General features: G+C 61.7%; 20 protein-coding genes and 1 other annotated feature. Of the genes, 19 read left to right on the top strand and 1 reads right to left on the bottom strand.

All coding sequences use genetic code 11. From position 1 onward, the window contains the following. Positions 1 to 88: 88 nt before the first annotated feature. The 19 genes from ilvC to recJ all read left to right on the top strand — a co-directional run bounded on the left by ilvC (position 89) and on the right by recJ (position 20,825). A complete protein-coding gene (ilvC, locus tag JQN68_RS03025) occupies positions 89 to 1,105 on the top strand; it encodes a ketol-acid reductoisomerase (RefSeq protein WP_225071764.1) in 1,017 nt (338 codons plus the stop codon). 72 nt (positions 1,106 to 1,177) lie between these two features. Further along, positions 1,178 to 1,822: a phosphatidylserine decarboxylase family protein gene (locus JQN68_RS03020; RefSeq protein WP_225071765.1), complete on the top strand. Its 645-nt coding sequence runs from the start codon at positions 1,178 to 1,180 to the stop codon at positions 1,820 to 1,822. 220 nt (positions 1,823 to 2,042) lie between these two features. After that, positions 2,043 to 2,268: a binding site (T-box leader), on the top strand. A gap of 265 nt (positions 2,269 to 2,533) precedes the next feature. Beyond that, positions 2,534 to 4,075, top strand: a complete 1,542-nt coding sequence (locus JQN68_RS03015) for a 2-isopropylmalate synthase (protein ID WP_225071766.1) — start codon at positions 2,534 to 2,536, stop codon at positions 4,073 to 4,075. 53 nt (positions 4,076 to 4,128) lie between these two features. Further along, positions 4,129 to 5,409 (top strand): 3-isopropylmalate dehydratase large subunit, encoded by a 1,281-nt coding sequence (locus JQN68_RS03010; RefSeq protein WP_225071767.1) that lies wholly within the window; start codon positions 4,129 to 4,131, stop codon positions 5,407 to 5,409. 39 nt (positions 5,410 to 5,448) lie between these two features. After that, positions 5,449 to 5,979 (top strand): 3-isopropylmalate dehydratase small subunit, encoded by a 531-nt coding sequence (leuD, locus tag JQN68_RS03005; RefSeq protein ID WP_225071768.1) that lies wholly within the window; start codon positions 5,449 to 5,451, stop codon positions 5,977 to 5,979. Between the two features lie 223 nt (positions 5,980 to 6,202). Beyond that, complete coding sequence (gene leuB, locus JQN68_RS03000; protein ID WP_225071769.1) at positions 6,203 to 7,300, top strand: 3-isopropylmalate dehydrogenase; 1,098 nt, start codon at positions 6,203 to 6,205, stop codon at positions 7,298 to 7,300. 178 nt (positions 7,301 to 7,478) lie between these two features. Further along, a complete protein-coding gene (locus tag JQN68_RS02995; protein WP_225071770.1) occupies positions 7,479 to 8,498 on the top strand; it encodes an aspartate-semialdehyde dehydrogenase in 1,020 nt (339 codons plus the stop codon). Positions 8,499 to 8,599: 101 nt separating this feature from the next. Then, the gene (gene truA / locus JQN68_RS02990) at positions 8,600 to 9,334 is read left to right on the top strand and encodes a tRNA pseudouridine(38-40) synthase TruA (RefSeq protein WP_225071771.1); all 735 of its coding nucleotides are present in this window, start codon (positions 8,600 to 8,602) and stop codon (positions 9,332 to 9,334) included. Positions 9,335 to 9,464: 130 nt separating this feature from the next. After that, positions 9,465 to 9,893, top strand: coding sequence for a 50S ribosomal protein L13 (rplM, locus tag JQN68_RS02985; protein ID WP_225071772.1), 429 nt, complete (start codon positions 9,465 to 9,467; stop codon positions 9,891 to 9,893). A gap of 27 nt (positions 9,894 to 9,920) precedes the next feature. Further along, positions 9,921 to 10,313: a 30S ribosomal protein S9 gene (rpsI, locus tag JQN68_RS02980; protein ID WP_225071773.1), complete on the top strand. Its 393-nt coding sequence runs from the start codon at positions 9,921 to 9,923 to the stop codon at positions 10,311 to 10,313. Positions 10,314 to 10,414: 101 nt separating this feature from the next. Continuing rightward, complete coding sequence (argC, locus tag JQN68_RS02975) at positions 10,415 to 11,452, top strand: N-acetyl-gamma-glutamyl-phosphate reductase (protein ID WP_225071774.1); 1,038 nt, start codon at positions 10,415 to 10,417, stop codon at positions 11,450 to 11,452. Between the two features lie 4 nt (positions 11,453 to 11,456). Beyond that, positions 11,457 to 13,352 carry a YgiQ family radical SAM protein gene (locus tag JQN68_RS02970; protein ID WP_225071775.1) on the top strand — a complete coding sequence of 632 codons (1,896 nt, stop codon included), beginning with the start codon at positions 11,457 to 11,459 and terminating at the stop codon, positions 13,350 to 13,352. A gap of 70 nt (positions 13,353 to 13,422) precedes the next feature. Continuing rightward, a complete protein-coding gene (locus JQN68_RS02965; RefSeq protein ID WP_225071776.1) occupies positions 13,423 to 13,608 on the top strand; it encodes a DUF2065 family protein in 186 nt (61 codons plus the stop codon). 73 nt (positions 13,609 to 13,681) lie between these two features. After that, positions 13,682 to 14,713: a tRNA preQ1(34) S-adenosylmethionine ribosyltransferase-isomerase QueA gene (gene queA, locus JQN68_RS02960; RefSeq protein ID WP_225071777.1), complete on the top strand. Its 1,032-nt coding sequence runs from the start codon at positions 13,682 to 13,684 to the stop codon at positions 14,711 to 14,713. A 16-nt stretch (positions 14,714 to 14,729) separates the two neighbouring features. Continuing rightward, the gene (gene tgt, locus JQN68_RS02955; protein WP_225071820.1) at positions 14,730 to 15,854 is read left to right on the top strand and encodes a tRNA guanosine(34) transglycosylase Tgt; all 1,125 of its coding nucleotides are present in this window, start codon (positions 14,730 to 14,732) and stop codon (positions 15,852 to 15,854) included. Positions 15,855 to 15,995: 141 nt separating this feature from the next. Beyond that, entirely contained in the window at positions 15,996 to 16,310 is a 315-nt protein-coding gene (yajC, locus tag JQN68_RS02950) for a preprotein translocase subunit YajC (protein WP_225071778.1), read from the top strand. Positions 16,311 to 16,423: 113 nt separating this feature from the next. Further along, positions 16,424 to 18,022 (top strand): protein translocase subunit SecD, encoded by a 1,599-nt coding sequence (gene secD / locus JQN68_RS02945; RefSeq protein WP_225071779.1) that lies wholly within the window; start codon positions 16,424 to 16,426, stop codon positions 18,020 to 18,022. Positions 18,023 to 18,031: 9 nt separating this feature from the next. Then, positions 18,032 to 18,949 carry a protein translocase subunit SecF gene (gene secF, locus JQN68_RS02940; RefSeq protein ID WP_225071780.1) on the top strand — a complete coding sequence of 306 codons (918 nt, stop codon included), beginning with the start codon at positions 18,032 to 18,034 and terminating at the stop codon, positions 18,947 to 18,949. An 82-nt stretch (positions 18,950 to 19,031) separates the two neighbouring features. Then, the gene (gene recJ / locus JQN68_RS02935; protein WP_225071781.1) at positions 19,032 to 20,825 is read left to right on the top strand and encodes a single-stranded-DNA-specific exonuclease RecJ; all 1,794 of its coding nucleotides are present in this window, start codon (positions 19,032 to 19,034) and stop codon (positions 20,823 to 20,825) included. Between the two features lie 34 nt (positions 20,826 to 20,859). Here recJ and JQN68_RS02930 read toward each other — a convergent pair whose 3' ends face one another. After that, on the bottom strand, positions 20,860 to 22,053 hold the full coding sequence (locus tag JQN68_RS02930) for a pyridoxal phosphate-dependent aminotransferase (protein ID WP_225071782.1): 1,194 nt from the start codon (positions 22,051 to 22,053) through the stop codon (positions 20,860 to 20,862). Positions 22,054 to 22,199 lie beyond the last annotated feature (146 nt).

The raw sequence follows: 22,199 nt of genomic DNA, 5'->3' as shown, positions 1-22,199 counted from the left end.
ACGCTGGCGCCCTTTGGGCCGCTGTGCTATATAAATGAGCTTTCGCAATCTACAAAGTGCTGGACAGCCATAAGGAGGAACAAACGCAATGAAGGTTTATTACGACAAGGACGCCAACCTCGAACTGCTCAAGAACAAGCAGGTCGCCATCATCGGTTACGGCAGCCAGGGCCACGCCCATGCCAACAACCTCAAGGACAGCGGCATCGACGTGGTGGTCGGGCTGCGGGCCGACAGCACTTCGCGGCCCAAGGCTGAAAAGGCCGGCCTCAAGGTTCTCGAGACCTCGGAAGCGGTCAAGGGCGCGGACATCGTCATGATTCTGGTTCCCGACGAATTGCAGGGCGATCTTTATCGCCAGGAAATCGCTCCCTTCCTGAAGAAGGGCGCCTACCTGGCTTTCGGGCATGGCTTCAACATTCACTTTGGCCAGATCGTGCCCTCGGCGGATATCAACGTCTTCATGGTGGCTCCCAAAGGGCCCGGTCACATGGTGCGGCATGAATACACCCGCGGCGGCGGCGTGCCCTGCCTCATCGCCATCCACCAGGATCCGGCCGGCAACACCAAGGACATGGCCCTGGCCTATGCCAGCGGCGTCGGCGGCGGCCGCGCCGGCATCATCGAAACCAACTTCCGCGAAGAAACGGAAACCGACCTGTTCGGCGAGCAGGCGGTACTCTGCGGCGGGGCCTCGGCCCTGGTGCAGGCCGGATTCGAAACGCTGGTGGAAGCGGGCTATGCTCCGGAAATGGCCTATTTCGAGTGCCTGCATGAACTGAAACTGATCGTCGATCTGATGTACGAGGGCGGCATCGCCAACATGCGCTACTCCATCTCCAATACGGCCGAGTACGGCGACCTGACCCGCGGGCCGCGGGTGGTAACCGCCGAGACCAAGGCCGCCATGAAGGAAATTCTGCGCGAAATCCAGGAAGGCGAGTTCGCCCGTGAATGGATGCTGGAGAATCAGGCCTACAAGCCGACCCTGACCGCCCTGCGCCGCAAAGGCCAGCAGCATCCCATCGAGGAAGTCGGCGGCCGTCTGCGCAGCATGATGAGCTGGATCGGCAAGAACAAGATTGTCGACAAGGAACGCAACTGACCGCGGCAACCTGTCCGGCGGGAACAGGCCTGGTCCTGTTCCCGCTGTTTCATTTTCGGGAGGATCCTCAGCATGCGCAATCAGAACCAACCGGTCGTGGTCGAGGGCTACCCGTTCATCGGCCTGTTCGCTTTTGTCACCCTGATTTTCGCCCTGCTCGGATGGGGATTCCTGACCGTGCTGTGCCTGGCGTTGACTCTGTTTACCGCCTACTTCTTTCGCAATCCGGAACGGTTTTCCGATGCCGAGGAAGCGGCGGTTCTGGCGCCGGCGGACGGTCGGGTGATCTGTGTCGACAAGGTCTGGGAGGAGCGCTGCCTCAAGGCCGAGACCATCAAGGTCAGTATCTTCATGTCGGTCTTCGATGTTCATGTCAATCGTGCTCCCATCACCGGGCGGGTCGCGGATCTGTTTTACAATCGCGGAGAGTTTTTCAACGCCTCCCTGGACAAAGCGAGCCTGCAGAACGAACAGGCCGGCATGCTGCTGGAACATCCCGGCGGCCCGCGCCTGCTGGTGGTGCAGATTGCCGGACTGATTGCACGGCGCATCGTCACCTATCCGGTGATCGGCGATCTGGTGCAGCGCGGTGCCCGTTACGGACTGATCCGATTCGGCTCGCGAGTCGATGTCTATCTGCCCGAGGACGCGGATGTGCTGGTACATGTCGGTGATCGGGTGCGCGGCGGCGAAACGGTACTGGGTTATCTTAAGTAAAGGATCCGGCAGGGCCGGGGGTCGGACGGTAGGGATGCCGGCCACCGCCGGCCGCAACCTTCGGAACCGCTTGGTTTCCCTTTCCGGGGTTCGTTGATTTTCCGACCCGTCAAAAACCGTCTGGCCGCATGGAAAAAACACAGCGAGATGGCGGTGGGGAATATTTGCTACCTTGACAGGGTCGGCTTATATCTGCTTTATTACTGAGAAGCAACAGATTGGAAAGGCCGTGATGAGGAGTAGTAAGCCACAGCCCTGATTGGAGAGAGCCGGCGGTCGCTGCGAGCCGGTATCAGGAGGGCCGAACTCGCCTCGGAGCCGCAACCGTGAACCCGGCGCTCTGTCGGCTAGCGGTTGACGTAAGCCTGCGTAAAAGGCCAATCAAGGACTCTCTCCGGGGAGTCGAATCAGGGTGGTACCGCGAAGCCTCAGCTCTCGCCCCTGAACGGGTCGGGGGTTTTTTTTTATCGGGCGGTGCAGGTTTTTTCGGCCGCATCGGCAGGTCACAAGGCTAAAAAGGACTATTTTTCCATTTTTGGCCGCAGAGCGGAATCGGGGAGAGGGGGTGGTGTCGTGGAATCGGACCTAGGCGACCTGGAATGTCGCCGCACATGGCGGAAGCGGGCTCGTGACCGTAGGCAACAGATAACCACAGCCGCCCTGAATGGCCGCATCGGCTGATCGAGGGGGCAGATAAGGCAGGAGGTCTCCATGCAGGATATCAAATCCATCAAAATATTCGACACCACCCTGCGCGACGGCGAACAGTCGCCGGGCGCGAGCATGACCATCGACGAAAAATTGCGCATCGCTTTTCAGCTGGAAAAGCTCAATGTCGATGTCATCGAAGCCGGATTTCCCATCGCCTCCGAGGGGGACTTCGAAGCGGTGAAGCGCATTGCCCAGACCCTCAAGGGACCTGAGATTTCCGGTCTGTGCCGGGCCAATGACAAGGATATCGACTGTGCCTGGAATGCGCTGAAATATGCGGAGGAGCGGGGCCGCATTCACACCTTTCTGGCCACCAGCGACATCCACATGAAGTACAAGCTGAAGATGTCCGAGCAGCAGGTCATCGACACGGCGGTGGCCGGGGTGCGGCGCGCCGCGGGGTATACCGCCAACGTCGAATTCAGTGCCGAGGATGCGGCGCGAACCCGTCTGCCCTTTTTGGCCCAGGTGGTTGAAGCCGTCATCGACGCCGGCGCCCGGGTCATCAATATTCCCGATACCGTCGGCTACACCATCCCCAGCGAATTCGGCGCTATCATCCGCTACCTGAAGCAGCATGTGCGTAACATCGATGGGGCCATTCTGTCGGTGCACTGCCACAACGATCTCGGCCTGGCCGTGGCCAACTCCCTGGCCGCCGTCGAAGCGGGGGCCGAGCAGGTCGAGTGCACCATCAACGGCATCGGTGAACGGGCCGGCAACTGCTCCCTGGAGGAAGTGGTCATGGCCCTGCGCACCCGCCATGACATTCTGCCCTTCACGACCCGGGTGAACACGGAACACATCTACGCCACCAGCAAACTGCTGTCCACGGTGACCGGGATCATGGTGCAGCCCAACAAGGCCATTGTCGGTGCCAACGCCTTTGCCCATGAGGCCGGCATTCACCAGCACGGCGTCATGATGGAGAAGACCACCTACGAGATCATGACTCCGGAATCCATCGGCCTGACTCAGAACAAGCTGGTTCTGGGCAAGCACTCCGGACGTCATGCCTTCAACCAGCGTCTCGACGAGTTGGGCTACAGCCTCAACAAGGAGGACATGGAGCGGGCCTTTGTCCGCTTCAAGGCCCTGGCCGATCAGAAAAAGGAGATCTTCGACGAAGACCTCGACGCCATCATCGCCGACGAGATCATCCGCATTCCCGAGCGCTACAAGCTGGTGCAGATGAATGTTTCTTCCGGGTCCTTCGCCGCGCCGACGGCCACGGTGGAAATGGAGATCGACGGCAAGTTGCGCAAGGCGGCCCTCATCGGCAGCGGTCCGGTGGATGCAACCTTCCGGACCATCAAGAAACTGACCAAAAGTCAGGCCGGCCTGCTCAGTTTCACCGTCGGCGCCATCACCGGCGGTACCGACGCCCAGGGCGAATGCACCGTGCGCCTGGAGTTGGACGGTCGTGAAGTGTTGGGCCAGGGGGCGCATCCGGATATCATCGTGGCCAGCGCCAAGGCCTATATCAATGCTTTGAACAAGCTGGCCACGGTCATGAAGAAAAAGGCTTCAGCGCATTTTTAAACCGAGCCAAAGGTGACTCTTCGCCTTCATAATCAAGATGGATTGGGAGAATCATGGGAAAGACCATCGCTGAAAAAATATTTGCCGCCCATTTGCGGGACGAACCGTTTCCGGGTACTTACGTGCTCGATCTGGACCGGGTGCTGTGCCATGAAATCACCACACCGGTAGCCATCGCCGATTTGGTCTGGCGCAACAAGGACCGGGTTTTCGATCCGACCCGCATCAAGGCGGTCATCGATCACGTGACCCCCGCCAAGGACAGCAAGACCGCCATTCAAGGCAAAATTCTGCGGGAATGGGCCCGTCGTCACGACATCAAGGACTTTTTCGATGTCGGGCGCAACGGCGTCTGCCATGCCCTGTTTCCCGAGCAGGGTTTCATCCGCCCCGGCTTCACCGTCATCATGGGCGACAGCCACACCTGTACTCATGGTGCTTTTGGCGCCTTTGCCGCCGGGGTTGGCACCACCGACCTGGAGGTCGGTATTCTCAAGGGGGTGTGCGCCTTCCGCAAACCGGCCAGCATCCTGGTCAATCTGCAGGGGACCTTGCCCGAGGGCGTCTACTCCAAGGATGTCATCCTGCACCTCATCGGTATTCTGGGCGTCAATGGCGCCACCGACCGCGTTATCGAGTTCCGCGGACCGGTGGTCGATGCCATGTCCATGGACGCGCGCATGACCCTCACCAACATGGCCATCGAAGCCGGCGGCACCTGTGGCATCTGCCTGCCCGACCAGACCACGGTGGAATACCTGTGGCCCTTCATCAAGGACGACTATGCCAATCAGGCGGCGGCCCTGGAGGACTTCCGGCGCTGGCATTCGGATGCCGACGCGGTGTACGAGCGGGTACTGGATCTGGATGTGAGCAATCTGGAGCCCCAGGTCACCTACGATTATAAGCCCGATTGCGTCAAGCCGGTGGGTGAACTGGCCGGTACCCGCATTGACCAGGTCTATATCGGCACCTGTACCAATGGCCGACTGGAGGATTTGCGCCAGGCGGCGGAAATCCTCAAGGGGCGCACCATTGCCCCGACGGTGCGCGGTATCCTGTCGCCGGCAACGCCGAAAATTTTCCGGGAGGCTCTGGAAGAGGGACTGATTGCCATTTTCATGGATGCCGGGTTCTGCGTCACCAATCCGACCTGCGGCGCCTGTCTTGGCATGAGTTGCGGGGTGTTGGCGCCCGGTGAATCCTGCGCCGCGACCAGCAACCGGAATTTCCAGGGTCGCATGGGGCAGGGGGGCATGGTGCACCTGATGAGTCCGGCGACGGCTGCCGCATGCGCGGTGACCGGTGTGATTACCGATCCGCGGACGCTGTAATCCGGCTGAACGCAACGATACGAAGGAGCTGAGGAAAATATGGAAAGAACTTTCGGTGGAACGGCCCTGTTTTTGGACCGCTCCGATATCAATACGGATGAAATCATTCCGGCGCGCTATCTCACCGAGGTCACCAAGGATGCGCTGAAGCCTTATTTGCTGGAGGATTTGCTGCTCGACGGTTTCGATCCTCAAGGTCCGGCCTTGCAGCAGGCCTCGGTGATCGTGACCCGCCGCAATTTCGGCTGCGGTTCCTCGCGGGAACATGCTCCCTGGGCACTGGAGGTCAACGGCATTCACACCGTCATCGCCGAAAGCTACGCGCGCATCTTCCGTCAGAACATGTTCAACTGCGGCATGCTGGCCATCGAATTGCCGGCCGCCGATTTGGAGCGGCTGTTTGCCCTGCAGACGGCGGGAGAAGTGCAGGTGTCCGTCGATCTGGCGGCCCAGCGTGTGGTAGCCTGTGCCGGAGATCAGAAGTTCGAGTGCGGTTTCGAGATTTCCCCCTTCGACAAGGCGCTGGTGCAGGCCGGCGGCTGGGTGGAATTTGCCGACCAGCGATATTGAGATTTGCCAACCGGGCCTCGGCCCGGTTGGTTTTTGCCCAAACTGTGCCACGGTTGGCACAATAGTTGGTATGGTTTCGACACAGGTTCGGTTCGAAGACAAAATCTGTGGAAAAACCCTTTGACAACCTGCCGGCCCTCTACCTATGATGGCCCCAGTTTGAACTCGCCGGTTTTCCAACGTTTTTTTTATTGATCCGCGGGTTTTTCAACGGAGATAGACGATGCAGAATACATTCAAACTGGCTGTTCTGGCCGGTGACGGGATTGGGCCGGAAGTGATGGACGAGGCCCTGAAAGTGTTGGACGCCATCGAAAACCTTTTTTCGGTGCGTTTTGAACGTACCGAGGCTCTGGTTGGCGGCGCGGCCATCGACGCCACCGGTAAGGCTTTGCCGGAACATACCATCGAGGTGTGCAAGGCGGCGGATGCCATTCTTTTCGGCAGCGTCGGCGGACCCAAATGGGAGACTCTGCCGGTTGAAGAACGTCCGGAGCGCGGGGCCTTGCTGCCTCTGCGACAGATTTTCGGCCTGTTCTGCAATCTGCGTCCGGCCATCGTGTTTCCCGCCCTGACCGCTGCCTCCAGCCTCAAGGAAGAGGTCATCGCCGGCGGCTTCGACATCCTGGTTGTGCGTGAACTGACCGGCGACGTTTATTTTGCCCAGCCCAAGGGCATCGATGGGACGGCCCCGGAGCGCCGCGGCTTCGACACCATGCTGTATTCCGAAGGGGAGATCACCCGTATTGCCCACAAAGCCTTTGCGGCCGCCCGGCAACGACAGCAGCGCCTGGTTTCCATCGACAAGGCCAACGTGCTGTCGACCTCCGTGTTGTGGCGCGAAGTCGTGGCGCAGGTGGCGGCGGAGTACCCCGATGTCCAGTTGACCCACATGTATGTGGACAACGCCGCCATGCAACTGGTCAAGGCCCCCAAGCAGTTCGACGTCATGCTGTGTCCCAACATGTTCGGCGATATCCTGTCGGACGAAGCGGCCATGCTGACCGGGTCCCTGGGCATGCTGCCTTCCGCCTCCCTGGCCGAGGGCACTTTCGGCATGTATGAACCGGCCGGTGGCAGCGCTCCCGACATTGCCGGACAGGGTATCGCCAATCCTCTCGCCCAGATCCTTTCCGCTGCCATGCTGTTGCGGCACTCCTGCCGGATGCCGGAAGCCGCCCAGGCCATCGAAGATGCCGTTGGCGCGGTGCTCGAGCAGGGGTTGCGGACCCGGGACATCTTCATGGGCGGGGCCGGGGAAACCCTGGTGGGAACCAGCGGCATGGGGGATGCCATCGTCGCCAATCTGCGGCGCGCCTGAACGGGGTGGTGATGCGCAGGGTCAGAAAGGCCAAGGCCGGGTCTCCCATCGGGATGGCGTTTTTTTCTGCAACAAAATGTTTTTGAGCAGGTCGACAGGGGCTTTTTGGCGCCCTGCGGGAATGGAACACGACCGGATCGGTCCGGAAATCTGAAAAGAAACAAAGGGAGATCAGTACATGTCCAGAACGTTCAATGTTGCGGTGGTAGGTGCCACGGGAGCGGTCGGCAACCAGATGCTCGAGGTGCTGGAGGAACGGAATTTTCCCGTCAAGGAAGTGCGCCTGTTGGCCTCTTCCCGCTCCGAAGGCAAATTTCTCGAATTTCGCGGCGAGCAGTTGCCGGTGCAGGTGCTGGGCAAGGATTCCTTCAAGGGCATCGACATCGCCCTGTTCAGTGCCGGCGGATCGCGCAGCGAGGAATTCTGCCCCATCGCCGCCGCGGCGGGGGCGGTCTGTGTCGACAACTCCAGCGCCTGGCGCATGGACCCCGAAGTTCCCCTGGTGGTGCCCGAGGTCAATCCCCATGACGTAGCCCTGTATCGCAACAAGGGGATCATCGCCAATCCGAACTGTTCGACCATCCAGATGGTGGTGGCCCTCAAGCCCCTGCACGATTTTGCCACCATTCGCCGCATCGTGGTCTCCACCTACCAGGCCGTATCGGGTACCGGCACCCATGCCATCGATGAGTTGCGCATCCAATGCGGCGAACTGCTCAACGGGCGACCGGCCGAAAGCAAGGTGTATCCTCACCAGATCGCCTTCAATTGCCTGCCCCATATCGATGTGTTTCTGCCCAACGGCTACACCAAGGAAGAGATGAAAATGGTCAACGAGACCCGCAAGATTCTCGGCGACGAAAAAATCCGGGTGACCGCCACCACGGTGCGGGTGCCGGTGTTCTACAGCCACAGCGAAGCCGTCAATATCGAGACCGAACGCAAACTGACCGCCGCCAAGGCTCGGGAGTTGCTGACGGCAGCGCCGGGTGTCCTGGTGGTCGACGATGTGGCCAATGCCGTCTATCCCATGGCTGTCGAGGCCGCCGGCCAGGATCTGACCTTCGTCGGCCGCATCCGCGAGGACGAGTCCATCGAAAACGGCTTGAATCTCTGGGTGGTGGCCGACAACCTCCGCAAGGGCGCGGCAACCAATGCAGTACAGATTGCCGAGTTGCTGGTGGAAAAGTATCTCTAAAACCACCTGTGGTGAAAAAGGGTAACTTCAGCGGGGGAGGCCATCGGTCTCCTCCGCTGTGTTTCAGATCGAAAATGGCGGCAGTTCAAAAGGCCCGAGGCATGCGAACCATCAAGCTGGTGCTTGAATACGACGGAACCGATTTTGTCGGCTGGCAACGCCAGCCGAACGGCATTTCGGTCCAGGAAGTCGTGGAGCAGGCTCTGGAACAGGTTCTGGGCGCACCGGCGCAACTGCTGTCGGCCGGTCGCACCGATGCCGGCGTCCATGCCCGGGGCATGGTGGCGCATTTCACCACCGACGGCACACAACCCCTGCGGGCCTTTCGCGATGGCGTCAACCGCTATCTGCCCGCGACGGTGGCGGTTCGGGACGCCATGGAAGAACGCCCCGGATTTCATGCCCGGTTCGATGCGCGCGGCAAATGGTATCGTTATTCTCTGTATCGCAGCCCGGTGCGTTCCCCTCTGCATGCCCGCACCGCCTGGCATCTGCGGGGGCGGCTGGATCTGGCCGCCATGCGGGCGGCGGCCCGATTGCTGGTCGGTCGGCATGATTTTGCCGCCTTTCGGGCCGCCGGCTGTGCCGCCCGCAGCACGGTGCGGGAACTTTTCGACATCACCCTCAACGAGAATGGCGAACTGCTGTGCATCGACGTGCGCGGCTCGGGTTTTCTGCGTCACATGGTGCGGACCCTGGCCGGCACCCTGGTCGAAGTCGGGCAGGGGCGCCGCAGTGTCGCGGAGGTTCGCGATCTGTTGTTGGGCGGGGAACGTTGCGCTGCCGGGGTCACGGCTCCCGCCCATGGACTGTGCCTCATGGAAGTCTGGTACTGAGGATCGAAAGGTTCGAAACCGGCCCTGAAAAATGCAAAAAGTCCTTGACAGTTCGGGCTCGTTTCGCTAGCCTTTGCATCTCTGTGAGTCCCCGTTACGCACTTCACAGTTATGCATAGAGAGGAATTTCATGAGCACCCAGGTAGCCAAGAAAGCGGAAGTGAAAAGAAGCTGGTTCGTCGTCGATCTGGAAGGTAAAGTTCTGGGTCGGGCCGCGGCCGAAATCGCGCGGGTTCTGCGCGGCAAGCATAAGGCCATCTACAGTCCCAGCGTGGATACCGGCGATTTCGTCGTGGTTCTCAATGCGGACAAGGTCAAGCTGACCGGCAACAAGCTGGCCGCCAAAATGTATTATCGGCATTCCGGTTATCCCGGCGGACTGCGCTCCACCAGCGCCGCCAAGATGCTGGAGACCAAGCCCGAGGAACTGATCAGGAAAGCGGTCAAGGGCATGCTGCCCCGGAACAAGCTGGGCCGCGACATGTTCCGCAAGATGAAGGTCTATTGCGGGGCGGCCCATCCCCATGCGGCGCAACAGCCCAAAGAACTGGTCTTTTAGGATCGAGAGTCAAGTCAGGAGACAAGGATGGCCGAACAGAAGTTTTACGCAACCGGAAAAAGGAAAACGTCGGTGGCTCGCGTATGGTTGAAGCCCGGCGCAGGAAATATCGTCATCAATCGCCGCAGCCTGGATGAGTACTTCGGCCGCGAGACCTCCAAGATGGTGGTCTGCCAGCCGCTGGTATTGACGGACAATGTCGGCAAGTTCGACATTATGGTCAATGTTTGCGGAGGCGGTCCGTCCGGGCAGGCCGGCGCCATCAAGCACGGCATCACCAAGGCCCTGCTGGTGGCCGCCGCCGATTTGCGGCCGACCCTGAAAAAGGCCGGCTTCATCACCCGCGACAGCCGGGCCAAAGAGCGCAAGAAATATGGTCGTCGCGCGGCCCGCGCGCGGTTCCAGTTCTCCAAGCGCTAGGAAGTTCTACGGCATGGGAAGCCTTTGGGATTCCGTGCCGTTCAGGAGAGAGGAAAAGGGAAACCCGCGGGTTTCCCTTTTCTGCATTCAGGGAGGAATTCATGCTCAAGGTAGCCATTGTCGGAGCCAGCGGTTATACCGGCGTCGAACTGATTCGTCTGCTGCTCAATCATCCCCGGGTCGAGATCACCTGCGTCACCTCCCGCCAGCATGCCGGGACCCCCATCGCCGAGGTGTTTCCCTCCCTGCTGGAACGCATCCCTCTGCGCTTCGATCCGGTGGATACGGATCTCATCGTCCGTCAGGCCGACTTCATTTTTACGGCGCTGCCTCATCAGGCGGCCATGGCCATCATTCCCGATCTGCTGGCCGCCGGCAAGCGGGTCGTCGATCTGTCCGCCGATTACCGCTTGCGCGATCCGGCGGTCTACGAGGCCTGGTATCAGCCCCACACCAGTCCGGAACTCCTCGAAGAGGCGGTCTACGGTTTGCCGGAACTGTTCCGGGATGCGGTGCGCAAGGCCCGCCTGGTGGCCAATCCCGGCTGTTATCCGACCAGTGTCGCCCTGGCCCTCGCACCCCTGCTGGAAATGGACCTTATCGATCCTGACAGCCTGATCATCGACAGCAAGTCGGGCACCAGCGGCGCCGGACGCTCCGCCAAGGTGGGCAGTCTCTATTGCGAAGTCAACGAAGGCTTCAAGGCCTATGGCGTGGCTTCTCACCGGCACACTCCGGAAATCGAGCAGACCCTTGCATATCTGGCGGGGCGGGAGGTGCAGGTCAGCTTCACGCCGCATCTGCTGCCGGTCAGTCGCGGCATTCTTTCGACCTGTTACGCGGCTCTGAGAGGAACCCACAGTACGGCCGAACTGCTGGAAATCTTCCAGCAGCGCTACGGCCGGGAACCCTTCGTGCGGATGCATCCCGCCGGCGATCTGCCCAACATCCTTCACGTCCGGGGCAGCAACTGCTGCAACCTCGGGCTGGTCAGCGACAGCCGGACCGGCCGCGTGATCGTGGTCTCCACCATCGACAACCTGCTCAAGGGGGCGGCCGGTCAGGCAGTGCAGAACATGAACCTGATGCTGGACTGGGAAGAAACCTGCGGTCTGCACGATTTGCCCCTGTTCCCCTGAGCCCATGCGCCAGGGCAGGGCGGGCAGGGCCGTCAGCAACCGGGCCGGCGGGGAACCGACCGGCCCCTTTATTCCCACCTGCAGGGCGGATTTGGAGCAGCGCGGCTGGGACGGCATCGATGTACTGTTCGTCAGCGGCGATGCCTACATCGACCACCCGGCCTTCGGCGTGCCGCTCCTGGCCCGTCTTTTGGAGGCGGAAGGCTATCGGGTCGGGTTGCTGGCCCAGCCCGATTGGCGGCAGGCCGAGGCATTCCAGGTCTTGGGGCGGCCGCGGTTGTTCGCGGCGGTGGCCGCGGGCGCCATGGATTCCATGGTCGCCCACTATACCGCCGCCCGCAAGGTGCGCCGCGACGATGCCTATACGCCCGGCGGACGGGCCGGAGCCCGGCCCAACCGCGCCGTCATCGCCTACACGGCGGCCCTCAAGGGCGCCTTCAAAGGTTTGCCGGTGGTCATCGGCGGCATCGAGGCCAGCCTGCGGCGCCTGGCCCATTATGACTATTGGGATGATGGCGTGCGTCGCTCCATCCTGGTGGACAGCAAGGCCGCCCTGCTGGTGCATGGCATGGCCGAGCTCAGTTTGCTTGAAGTAGCGCGACGCTGTGCCCTCGGTGAAGAACCGGGCGGACTGCGGGACGTTTCCGGCACCGCCTTTTTGAGCGAGGCTCCGCCGTCGGACGCCGTGCTGCTGCCATCCTTCGCCGAAGTGCGGGAGGATACCGAGGCCTACGGCCGCGCCTTTCGACTGGCCGTGGAGCAGGCCAATCCCTTCTGCGGTCGCCCCCTGGCCCAGGAACATGACGGCCGTTGGGTGGTGGTCCTGCCGCCGGCCCGGCCCCTGACGACAGTGGAACTGGACCGGATCTACAGCCTGCCTTTTCTGCGTCGCCCGCATCCAGCCTACCTGGAGCCTATTCCCGCCTTTGCCCAGATTCGCCATTCCATCACCAGCCATCGCGGTTGCTGTGGCGGCTGCGCCTTTTGCGCCATTGCCCTGCACCAGGGCAAAATCATCCAGTCGCGTTCGGCCGAATCCATTCTGGCCGAAGCGGAACACATGGCCGGCGAGAAGGGTTTCAGCGGCACTTTGACCGATATCGGTGGACCGACGGCCAACATGTACGGCATGTCCTGCGCCGATCCCGAGAGCCTCCGGAACTGCCGCCGCCTGGGATGTCTGTGGCCCGAGCCCTGTCGCAACCTGCACATTGCCGACGACCTGCCGACGGACCTGTTGCGTCGATTGCGCAACCTGGCGGCGGTGCGGCACGTGTTCGTGGCCTCCGGGGTGCGCACCGATCTGCTGCCGCGCCAACCGCGCTATCTCCGGCAGTTGCTCAGCGAGCATGTCGGCGGATTGCTCAAGGTGGCGCCCGAAACTCTTTGCGGCAAAGTGGCCCGGGTCATGCGCAAGCCGGGCCCGGAGGTCTTTGAGCGGTTTCTCGAAGAGTTCCGGGCAACCAGCGTGCGGCTGGACCGGCGTCAGGCGGTGGTGCCCTACCTGATGGCCGGACATCCCGGTTGCACTCTCGACGACATGGTGGAGACGGCCCTGTTTCTGCGCCGCCACGGGCTCCGGGTGGAGCAGGTCCAGGAGTTCACGCCCACCCCGGGAACCCTGGCGACATGTATCTATCATACCGGTCGTGATCCCCTTACCGGCGAGACCCTTTATGTGGCGCGCACTCAGCAGGAACGGCGCCGGCAAAAGGCCCTTTTGCTTTGGCATCGCCCGGAAAACCGGGAAGATATCCGCCTTGCCCTGCAGGCCTGCGGCCGCCTGGCCGATGCCCGGGAATTGTTGGCGCCCGTCACTGGAGCCCGCCGTCCAAAATTGGAGGATGGGCCAGGATTCCGGCCCGGCCCTCCCCGCAGGAAACGCCGCGGCCCTGCTTGACAGCGTCGGCGCGCGAAGATTATGATGTCCCATTTTGTAGGCTGGCACAGTGGAAGCGGGATGAACGGCCATGGCAGACCTGTTGACATTTTTGGGCTTGCTGCTGATTGTGGAAGGGCTGCCCTGGTTTTTATCGCCATTGCGCGTCAAGGCCTTGATGCGGTTGCTGTTGGCGGTTCCGGAGGCCAGTCTGCGCCTGCTCGGTCTGGTGTGGATGCTGCTGGGGCTGTTGCTGGTATATCTGGCGCGGGGATAGTACGCACAACTCATTGATTGGAACGGTTTTCAGGGGCGACCGCCGACCCCGACCGTCCCCCGAGGATTATTACGTGCAGTTGAACGATTTCGATTTCGAACTGCCGGAAGCTCTGATTGCCCAGCATCCATTGCCCACCCGTCCGGCCTCACGTCTCATGGTGCTGGAGCGGGCCGCCAGGCGGGTGCAGCTGGCCCGGTTTCCGGATATCGGCCAGTGGCTGACCGCCGGAGATGTGCTGGTGCTCAACGATACCCGGGTGATCCCGGCGCGCCTGATGGGGCACAAGGATTCGGGCGGCCGCATCGAGGTCCTGCTGGTCAGGCGTCAGCCCGGTGCCGAGGAAACCTGGGCCTGTCTGACCCGTTGCTCCAAGACACCGCGCCCCGGAGTCCGGTTGCGGTTTGCCGAAGGGCTTTCCGCCGAGGTCCTGCCGGGCGGCGAAGAGCCGTATCGGCTGTTGCGCTTTGCCTGCCAGGATGATTTTTCCGAGGTGCTGGAACGGGTGGGTCGGATTCCCCTGCCACCTTATATCCGCCGGGAAGACAGCGCCGAGGATCGTGAGCGCTACCAGACGGTTTTTGCCCGCCATGCCGGTGCCGTGGCGGCACCGACGGCGGGTCTGCATTTCACCCCTGAACTGCTTGCAGCTTTGCGGGCCAAGGGGGTGGAAATCCATTCCCTGACCCTGCATGTCGGACTCGGTACCTTTTTGCCGGTGCGCAGCGAGGATCTGGCTGGTCACCGCATGCACGAGGAAAACTACCATATTCCGGCAGCGACGGCGGACGCCGTCAACCTGGCCAAGGCCGAAGGGCGCCGGGTCCTGGCGCTGGGTACCACCAGCACCCGGGCGCTGGAATATGCCGTGGACGAAGCGGGCCGGCTCAAAACCGGAGAGGGGGTTTGCGACCTGTTCATCCGACCGGGGTTTCGGTTTCAAATCGTGGATGGTCTGATCACCAATTTCCATCTGCCCCGCTCCACGCTGCTGATGCTGGTAGCCGCCCTGGCCGGCCGCGACTTCATCCTGGATGCCTACCGACAGGCCGTGACGGAAGGTTTTCGTTTTTTCAGTTACGGCGACTGCATGCTCATTGTATAAGGTGAATTTGTCCCAGGTGTGCGATTTCCGTTTTGAATTGTTGGCCGAGGATGGCGCCACGCAGGCCCGTCGCGGACGTTTGGTAACCCGCCGTGGTACCGTGGATACGCCGGTTTTCATGCCCGTCGGTACCCAGGGTACGGTCAAGGCCATGCTGCCGGAAGATTTGCTGACGGCCGGTGCCGAGATTATCCTGGCCAATACCTATCACCTCTTTCTGCGTCCCGGCCATGACCTGATCCGCGATCTGGGCGGTTTGCACCGGTTCATGCACTGGCAGCGTCCCATTCTGACGGACAGCGGCGGCTTCCAGGTGTTCAGCCTTGGCCAACTGCGCCGCATCAGCGAGGATGGGGTGCGTTTCCAGAGCCATCTGGACGGTTCGCACCAGTTGCTGACTCCGGAACTGTCCATCGCCGTACAGGAAGCCCTGGGCGCAGACATCATCATGGCCTTCGATGAATGCATCCCCTATCCGGCGACCCGCGAATACGTGGTCGATTCCACCGCCCGCTCGGGGCGTTGGGCCCGGCGGTGCCGCGAAGCCCGGCGCCAGGGGGACGGGGCGGCCCTGTTCGGTATCGTACAGGGCGGTATGTATCCCGACCTGCGGCGGCAGAGTGCCGAGGAGTTGCTGGCCATCGGTTTCGAGGGTTATGCCCTGGGCGGACTGTCCGTGGGCGAGGAAGCGGCGCGCATGTATGAAATGATGGAGGTGGCCCTGCCTTTGCTGCCGGTTCGCCGGCCCCGTTACGTCATGGGTGTGGGGACGCCGGAAAATCTCATCGAAGGGGTGGCCCGCGGTGTGGACATGTTCGATTGCGTGATGCCGACGCGCAACGCCCGCAACGGCACCCTGTTTACGTCCTTCGGCAAAATCAGCATCAAACAGGCGCGTTATCTGCGGGATGAGCGCCCCATCGATCCGGCCTGTGATTGTTATGTCTGCCAGCATTACAGCCGCGCCTATCTGCGCCATCTCTACCAGAGCAACGAGATCCTGGCCTCCATGCTCAATACTCGGCATAATCTCCACTATTATCTCAATCTGATGGCCGGCGCGCGGGCCGCCATCGAAGCCGGGTGTTTTGAAGCCTATCGCCGGGAATTCTACCGGCAGCGTGAAACGGAGGCCCTCTGACCATCGGTCCCCGGACCCATTGTGTAGCAGGATCGGGTCCCGAGCAGGTCTGAAATTACTGTAGACAGCCGATTTTTGTGCTAATGTAAAGCCGTTCGCCAAACTTTTGGCGGGCCGTCAACCCATCAAGGAGGAACGTATATGTTTGGGATTTCCGAAGCGCATGCCATGGCCGGAACGGCCGCGGGGCAGGGCAACAATCCTTATTCCGGCCTCATCATGCTGGTACTGATGTTCGCCATTTTCTACTTTCTGCTCATCCGGCCCCAACAAAAGCGTGCCAAAGAACATAAGGAACTCATCGAATCCCTGAAGGTCGGGGATCAGGTGGTTACTGCCGGCGGCATTCACGGCAAGGTTGCGGCGCTGCAGGACGGCATCGTTACCGTCGAAGTGGCCACCGGCGTCAAGATCAAGGTGAATCGCAGTTCCATCGTCTCGACCCTGGCCGGTTAGCCGATTCCGGCGCCTGGTTTTGGCAATTTGGGGCCTCGTCGCCTGGAACCGCTGCCTTGGTTTCCGGGGTCGAACAGGGCTGGATTTGAATGCGAAAGGAGTTTAATGCCGTCATGTCCAAAAGCATTGTAATGCGGGGGGGAGTGGTAGCGGGCTGTCTGCTTCTGGCCCTGTTGGCGCTGGCGCCGACCTTCGTTCCGGATCGTCTTCCGGCCTGGTGGAAAAAGGCTTTTGATCCCATTCACCTCGGTCTCGACCTGCAGGGCGGGATGCACCTGGTGCTGGGGGTGGAAGCGGAAAAGGCCGTGGAAAGCCGGGTCGACAGCCTGGTCGGGCAACTCGAGGCCGAGCTGCAATCCCGCGAGCTGGTGGTTCGGCGGGTGGAACGCATCGGTGAATCGCAGCTGAAGATTGTGGCTTACGAAGAGGATACGGTACGACAGATCGATGAGTGGCTGTCGGCGAACTATCCCGATCTGGAACCGCAGGCGGGCGAAACGGTGGACGGCGCCGTTGCCAAGAGCTATCGCCTCAGCTCCAGGACGGTGGAGACCATCAAGAGTAACGCCGTGCGCCAGGCGGTGGAAACCCTGCGCAACCGCGTCGACCAGTTCGGTCTGAGCGAACCGGTCCTGCAGCGTCAGGGCGAGGACCGTATTCTGGTGCAGTTGCCCGGCGTCAAGGATCCGAAACGGGCCGTGGCCCTGCTTGGAAAAACCGCCCGTCTGGAGTTCAAGCTGGTGGCGGAGCAGGTTGACCCCATGGAAGCCGCGCGGGGCATGCTGCCGCCGGGAACCCAGTTGCTTTACGAGCGGCAGCTCAATCGCCGCAGCGGCGCGGTGGCCCAGACCCCCATCGTGGTCTACGATCAGACGGTGCTGACCGGCGATCTGATTGCCGACGCCCAGGTTCGCATCGACCCGCGCTTCAACGAACCCTACATCTCCCTGGACTTCAATGCCCTGGGGGCCAAAAGCTTCGACCGCATCACCGGCGCCAATGTCGGCCGCCGCATGGCCATCGTTCTGGATGACACCGTCTATTCGGCGCCCGTGATCCGCGAGCGCATCTCCGGCGGCAGCGCCCAGATCACCGGTTCCTTCAGCGAACAGGAAGCCGCCGACCTGGCCATCGCCCTGCGCGCCGGTTCCCTGCCGGCCCCCGTCAAGGTGCTTGAGGACCGCACCGTCGGTCCGTCCCTGGGGATGGACTCCATCAAACAGGGCATGACTTCCGTGATCATCGGCGGCCTGCTGGTGGTGTTGGCCATGGCCCTGTACTACAATGTCTCCGGCCTGGTCGCCAACCTGGCCCTGGTGCTGAACATGGTTTTCCTGCTGGCCCTGCTGTCCTTGTTCAAGGCCACCCTGACCCTGCCGGGCATTGCCGGCATCGTTCTGACCCTGGGCATGGCCGTGGATGCCAATGTGCTCATCTACGAACGCATCCGCGAGGAACTGCGCAACGGGATGTCGGTGCGCGCCGCCATCGATGCCGGCTACAGCAAGGCCTTTTTGACCATCATCGATGCCAACATCACGACCTTCATCGCCGCGCTGGTGCTGTTCCAGTTCGGTACCGGGCCGGTCAAGGGTTTTGCGGTGACGCTGTCCATCGGTATCGCGTCCTCCCTGTTTACGGCGGTATTTGTTTCGAGGTTGGTCTTCGATCTGGTCCTGGAACGTTTCCAGGTCAAGCGGCTGAGAATTTAGGAGGGCGGCATGCAAATCATCAAACCGGATATCAATATCGATTTTGTAGGCAAAAAGGGACTGGCCATCGTGCTGTCGCTGGTCCTGATTCTGGCCGGCCTGGTGTCCCTGGTCGCCAAGGGCGGGCCGCGCTACGGCATCGACTTTGCCGGCGGCACCCTGATTCAGGTCAAGTTCAATCAGCCTACGGATGCCGCCACCATCCGCGGCGCCCTGGCGCCTTTGAATCTGCGCGGCTTGACGGTGCAGCGCTTCGAGGGCGAAGGCGATGAATTCCTGCTGCGCGCCCAGGAAAGCAGCGCAGCTCTGGAAGGCCTTTCCCACCGGATTACGGAGGCGCTGGAAGGATCCTTCGGGGAAGGGCAGCTGGAACTGCGGCGCATGGAGATGGTCGGCCCCCAAGCCGGCCGGGAGTTGCGCAACCGGGGCCTGCTGGCAGTCCTCTACGCCATGATCGGCATCCTCATCTACGTGAGTTGGCGGTTCAAGTTCCGTTTCGCCGTCGGCGCCATTCTCGCCCTGCTGCACGATGTGCTGTTTACCGTGGGGATTTTTTCCCTCCTCAACAAGGAGATCGACCTGCCCATCATCGCCGCCTTTCTCGGCATTGTCGGCTACTCTCTCAACGATACGATCATCGTTTATGACCGGATTCGGGAGAACACCGGCAAAATCGAAAAGGAAAGCTTCCCCAGCGTCATCAATCGCAGCATCAATGAAACCCTGTCCCGTACCATCATGACCTCGGGCACCACCCTGCTGGTGGTTTTGGCTCTGCTGATCTTCGGCGGCGGGGTGATTCAGAACTTTGCTCTGGCCCTGTTTATCGGCATCATGGTCGGAACCTATTCATCCGTATTCGTGGCCAGCCCGGTGCTGCTCTATTGGGACGAATATCGGGCCCGCCGGCGAGGTGCCAAAGGCTAGTCCGCAGTCAGTGATAAATCGGAATTCGGGCCGGAAGTCTTGCTTCCGGCCCGAGTCTTTTGGGTCTTGATCGGGGGAAAATGTGGAACCGGGACAAGCGTGTCGGTGGGACAAGCGCGAGGCCGTGGAGTTGGCGGACGATGAAGGGCTGCAGCGGAGCCTGGGCATTTCGCTTTTAACCGCCCGTGTCCTGGCGGCCCGGGGTATCGTCAATGCCGAACAGGGCCGGGAATTTCTCCAAGCGCGCCTGGCCGACCTGCCCGATCCCTTTCTGCTGCAGGATATGGAGGCCGCGGTCTCGCGACTGGTTCAGGCCATTCGCGCCGGCGAACGCATTGCCGTGCATGGTGATTACGACGTGGACGGGGTGACCGGCACCGCCCTGCTGGTGGAAAACCTCCGCATCTTTGGTGCCGATGTGGTATTTCACGTCCCCCTGCGTCTGACCGAGGGGTATGGCCTGTCGGTGTCCGCCTTGGAGCAGGCTGCCGCCGACGGGGTAAAGCTGGTGATCACCGTGGATTGCGGCATTTCCGCCTTGGATGCGGCCCGCCGGGCGGCGGAACTGGGGCTGGAATTGATTGTCACGGACCATCATCAGCCCCCCGACAGGTTGCCGCAAGCGCTGGCCATCATCAACCCTCGGCGCACCGACTGCGCCTATCCCTGCAAGGACTTGGCCGGAGTCGGCGTGGCCTTCATGCTGCTGGTGGCCCTGCGTCAGCGGTTGCGCAACGCAGGGATTTGGACGGCAGGCAGGGAGCCGGACCTGCGCTTCGCCCTGGATTTGGTGGCCTTGGGAACCATTGCCGATATCGTGCCCCTGCGCGGGGTGAACCGCAGTTTGACCCGCATCGGCCTGACCTTGCTGGAACAATCCCGACGGGTCGGGGTGACGGCGCTGAAAAAGGTCGCCGGCGTGGAACAGGTCACCTGCGGTACGGTAGGGTTTCGCCTGGCGCCGCGGCTGAATGCGGCAGGACGTCTGGAGGACGCCCGTCAGGGGGTGGAGTTGCTCCTTGAAAGCTCCGCCGAACGCGCCGTCCTGGTGGCGGAGCAGTTGGACGCCGTCAACCGGGAACGACAGGCCGTCGAGCAGCGCACCCTGCAACAGGCCCTGGACCGGCTTGCCGGCTGGGATCCGAGGACCCGTAACAGTATCGTGCTGGCCGACGCCGATTGGCACCCGGGGGTGATCGGCATCGTCGCCAGCCGCCTGGTGGAACGCTTTCATCGTCCGACGGTACTCATCGCCCTGGATGGGGGCAGCGGCAAGGGCTCCGGCCGCTCCATCCGCGGGTTTCACCTGTTCCGGGCCTTGCAGTCCTGCAGCGGCAGCCTGCAGGGTTTCGGCGGCCATGAATACGCTGCCGGCCTGTCCATTGCCGCCCAACGGGTCGAGGATTTTGCCCGGGAATTCGAGGCTCTGGCCCGGCAGTGGCTGAGCGAGGACGACCTGCAGCCCCGGCAGTTTTTCGATGCGGAAGTCGAACTGGAAGAGCTGACCGAGGCCACGGTACAGGAATTGGCCGGCCTGGCGCCTTTCGGGCCCGGCAATCCGCAGCCGGTGGTCCTGGCGCGGCAGTTGGTCCTGCGGCAGGTTCAGCGGGTTGGTGACAATCATCTGCGCTTCACCGCCTGTCAGGGCGGCTACAGCCTGCCCTGCATCGCCTTCGGTCTGGCCGAACGGGCCGATGAACTGCACGGACCCATGGATTTGCTCTGCGTGCCCACCCTCAACGACTGGCGGGGACGAACCAGTGTCCAGTTGCAGGTGCGGGATTTTCGTCCGGCGGAGACATGCAGCCCAGGACGGATTGTTGAAGAGGAAAATTTAGCTCACTCTGACGGAACTGGTCCGGATCTCCGAAGATAAAAAACCCGGAGCCATGAGCTCCGGGTTTGAGATGTCAGCGGGCGAGTTGCAGTTGCTCGGCCAGCTTTCCCCAGGCCGGCAGGCTGCGCCGGATGCTCTCCATGGAGACGCAGTAGGCGATGCGGAAGTAGCCCGGCGCGCCGAAACCGCGTCCCGGTACCACCAGAATGCGGTGCTCCAGGGCCTTGGCGGCGAATGCGACATCATCCGCCAGGGGCGACTCGGGAAACAGATAGAACCCGCCGCGCGGCTTGACCATGCGGAAGCCGCAGGCGCTCAGATGTTCATAGAGCAGGTCGCGTTTTTCCCGGTAGGCGGCGATGTCGACGCTTTCCTCCTGTAGACGGGTCACCAGGCGCTGCATCAGGGCCGGGGCGTTGACGAAACCCAGAACCCGGTTGCAGAATATGGCTCCCTCCATGAAACGCTCGACCTGATCCATGTCCGGGTTGGCGGCCAGGTAGCCGATGCGCTCTCCGGGCAGAGCCAGATCCTTGGAATGGGAGTTGATGATGACCGCATTGCGCACGTGGTTGAACACGTTCGGAACCGGTTCGTCATCGTAGGCCAGACGGGCGTAGGGTTCGTCGGACAGCACGTAGATGGTGCGGCCCAACTCCCGTGACTTGCGGTCGAGCAGCTCACCCAGGGCCTGCAGGCTCGCCGCCGGGTAAATGGCGCCGGTGGGATTGTTGGGTGAGTTGACGATGATGGCCCGGGTATTGGGACCGATGGCTTTGTCCAGTTCCCCGATGTCGGGCTGAAAAGTATCTCGATCGGTCCAGACGATTTTCGGCACCCCGCCGTGGTTGTCGATGTAAAACAGGTATTCGACGAAGTAGGGCGCCAGGATGATGACTTCCTCGCCGGGATTGAGGATGGTTTTCAAGGCGACGTTGAGTGCGCCGCCGGCGCCGCAGGTCATGATCACCTGCTCGGCGGAAACCGGCCGCAACGTCTGGCGGGACAGATGCGCCGCCACGGCCGCGCGGGTTTCGGCATAACCGGCATTGCTCATGTAGCGATGCATGCCCGGCGGCGGATTCTGGGCCAGGCGTAACAATTCCTGGTGAAAAGCCGGCGGCGGCTCCGTGTCCGGATTGCCCAGGGTGAAGTCGAAAACCTGGTCTTCACCATGGATGGCCCGCAGGCGGTTGCCCTCCTCGAACATCTTGCGAATCCAGGAAGCCCGCTCGATGCAATCGGCGACTTTGGCGGAAATGGTCATGGGTCCTCCCAAAGGGCTGAACGACAAAAAAACTGCATGGTCATGGATGGGCGCAGTGTAGCGGCAGGCGACTTCCGGGTCAAGAGTCCGCGGTCAGGCCGGACTTTAGTTTGCATTTTTGTCCTTGATAAGATAACCTAACCTGC

The sequence above is a fragment of the Desulfuromonas sp. CSMB_57 genome (assembly GCF_020194955.2).
Classification (GTDB): Bacteria; Desulfobacterota; Desulfuromonadia; order Desulfuromonadales; family Syntrophotaleaceae; genus JAFCIY02.
This window is presented reverse-complemented; position numbering and strand designations above follow the sequence as displayed.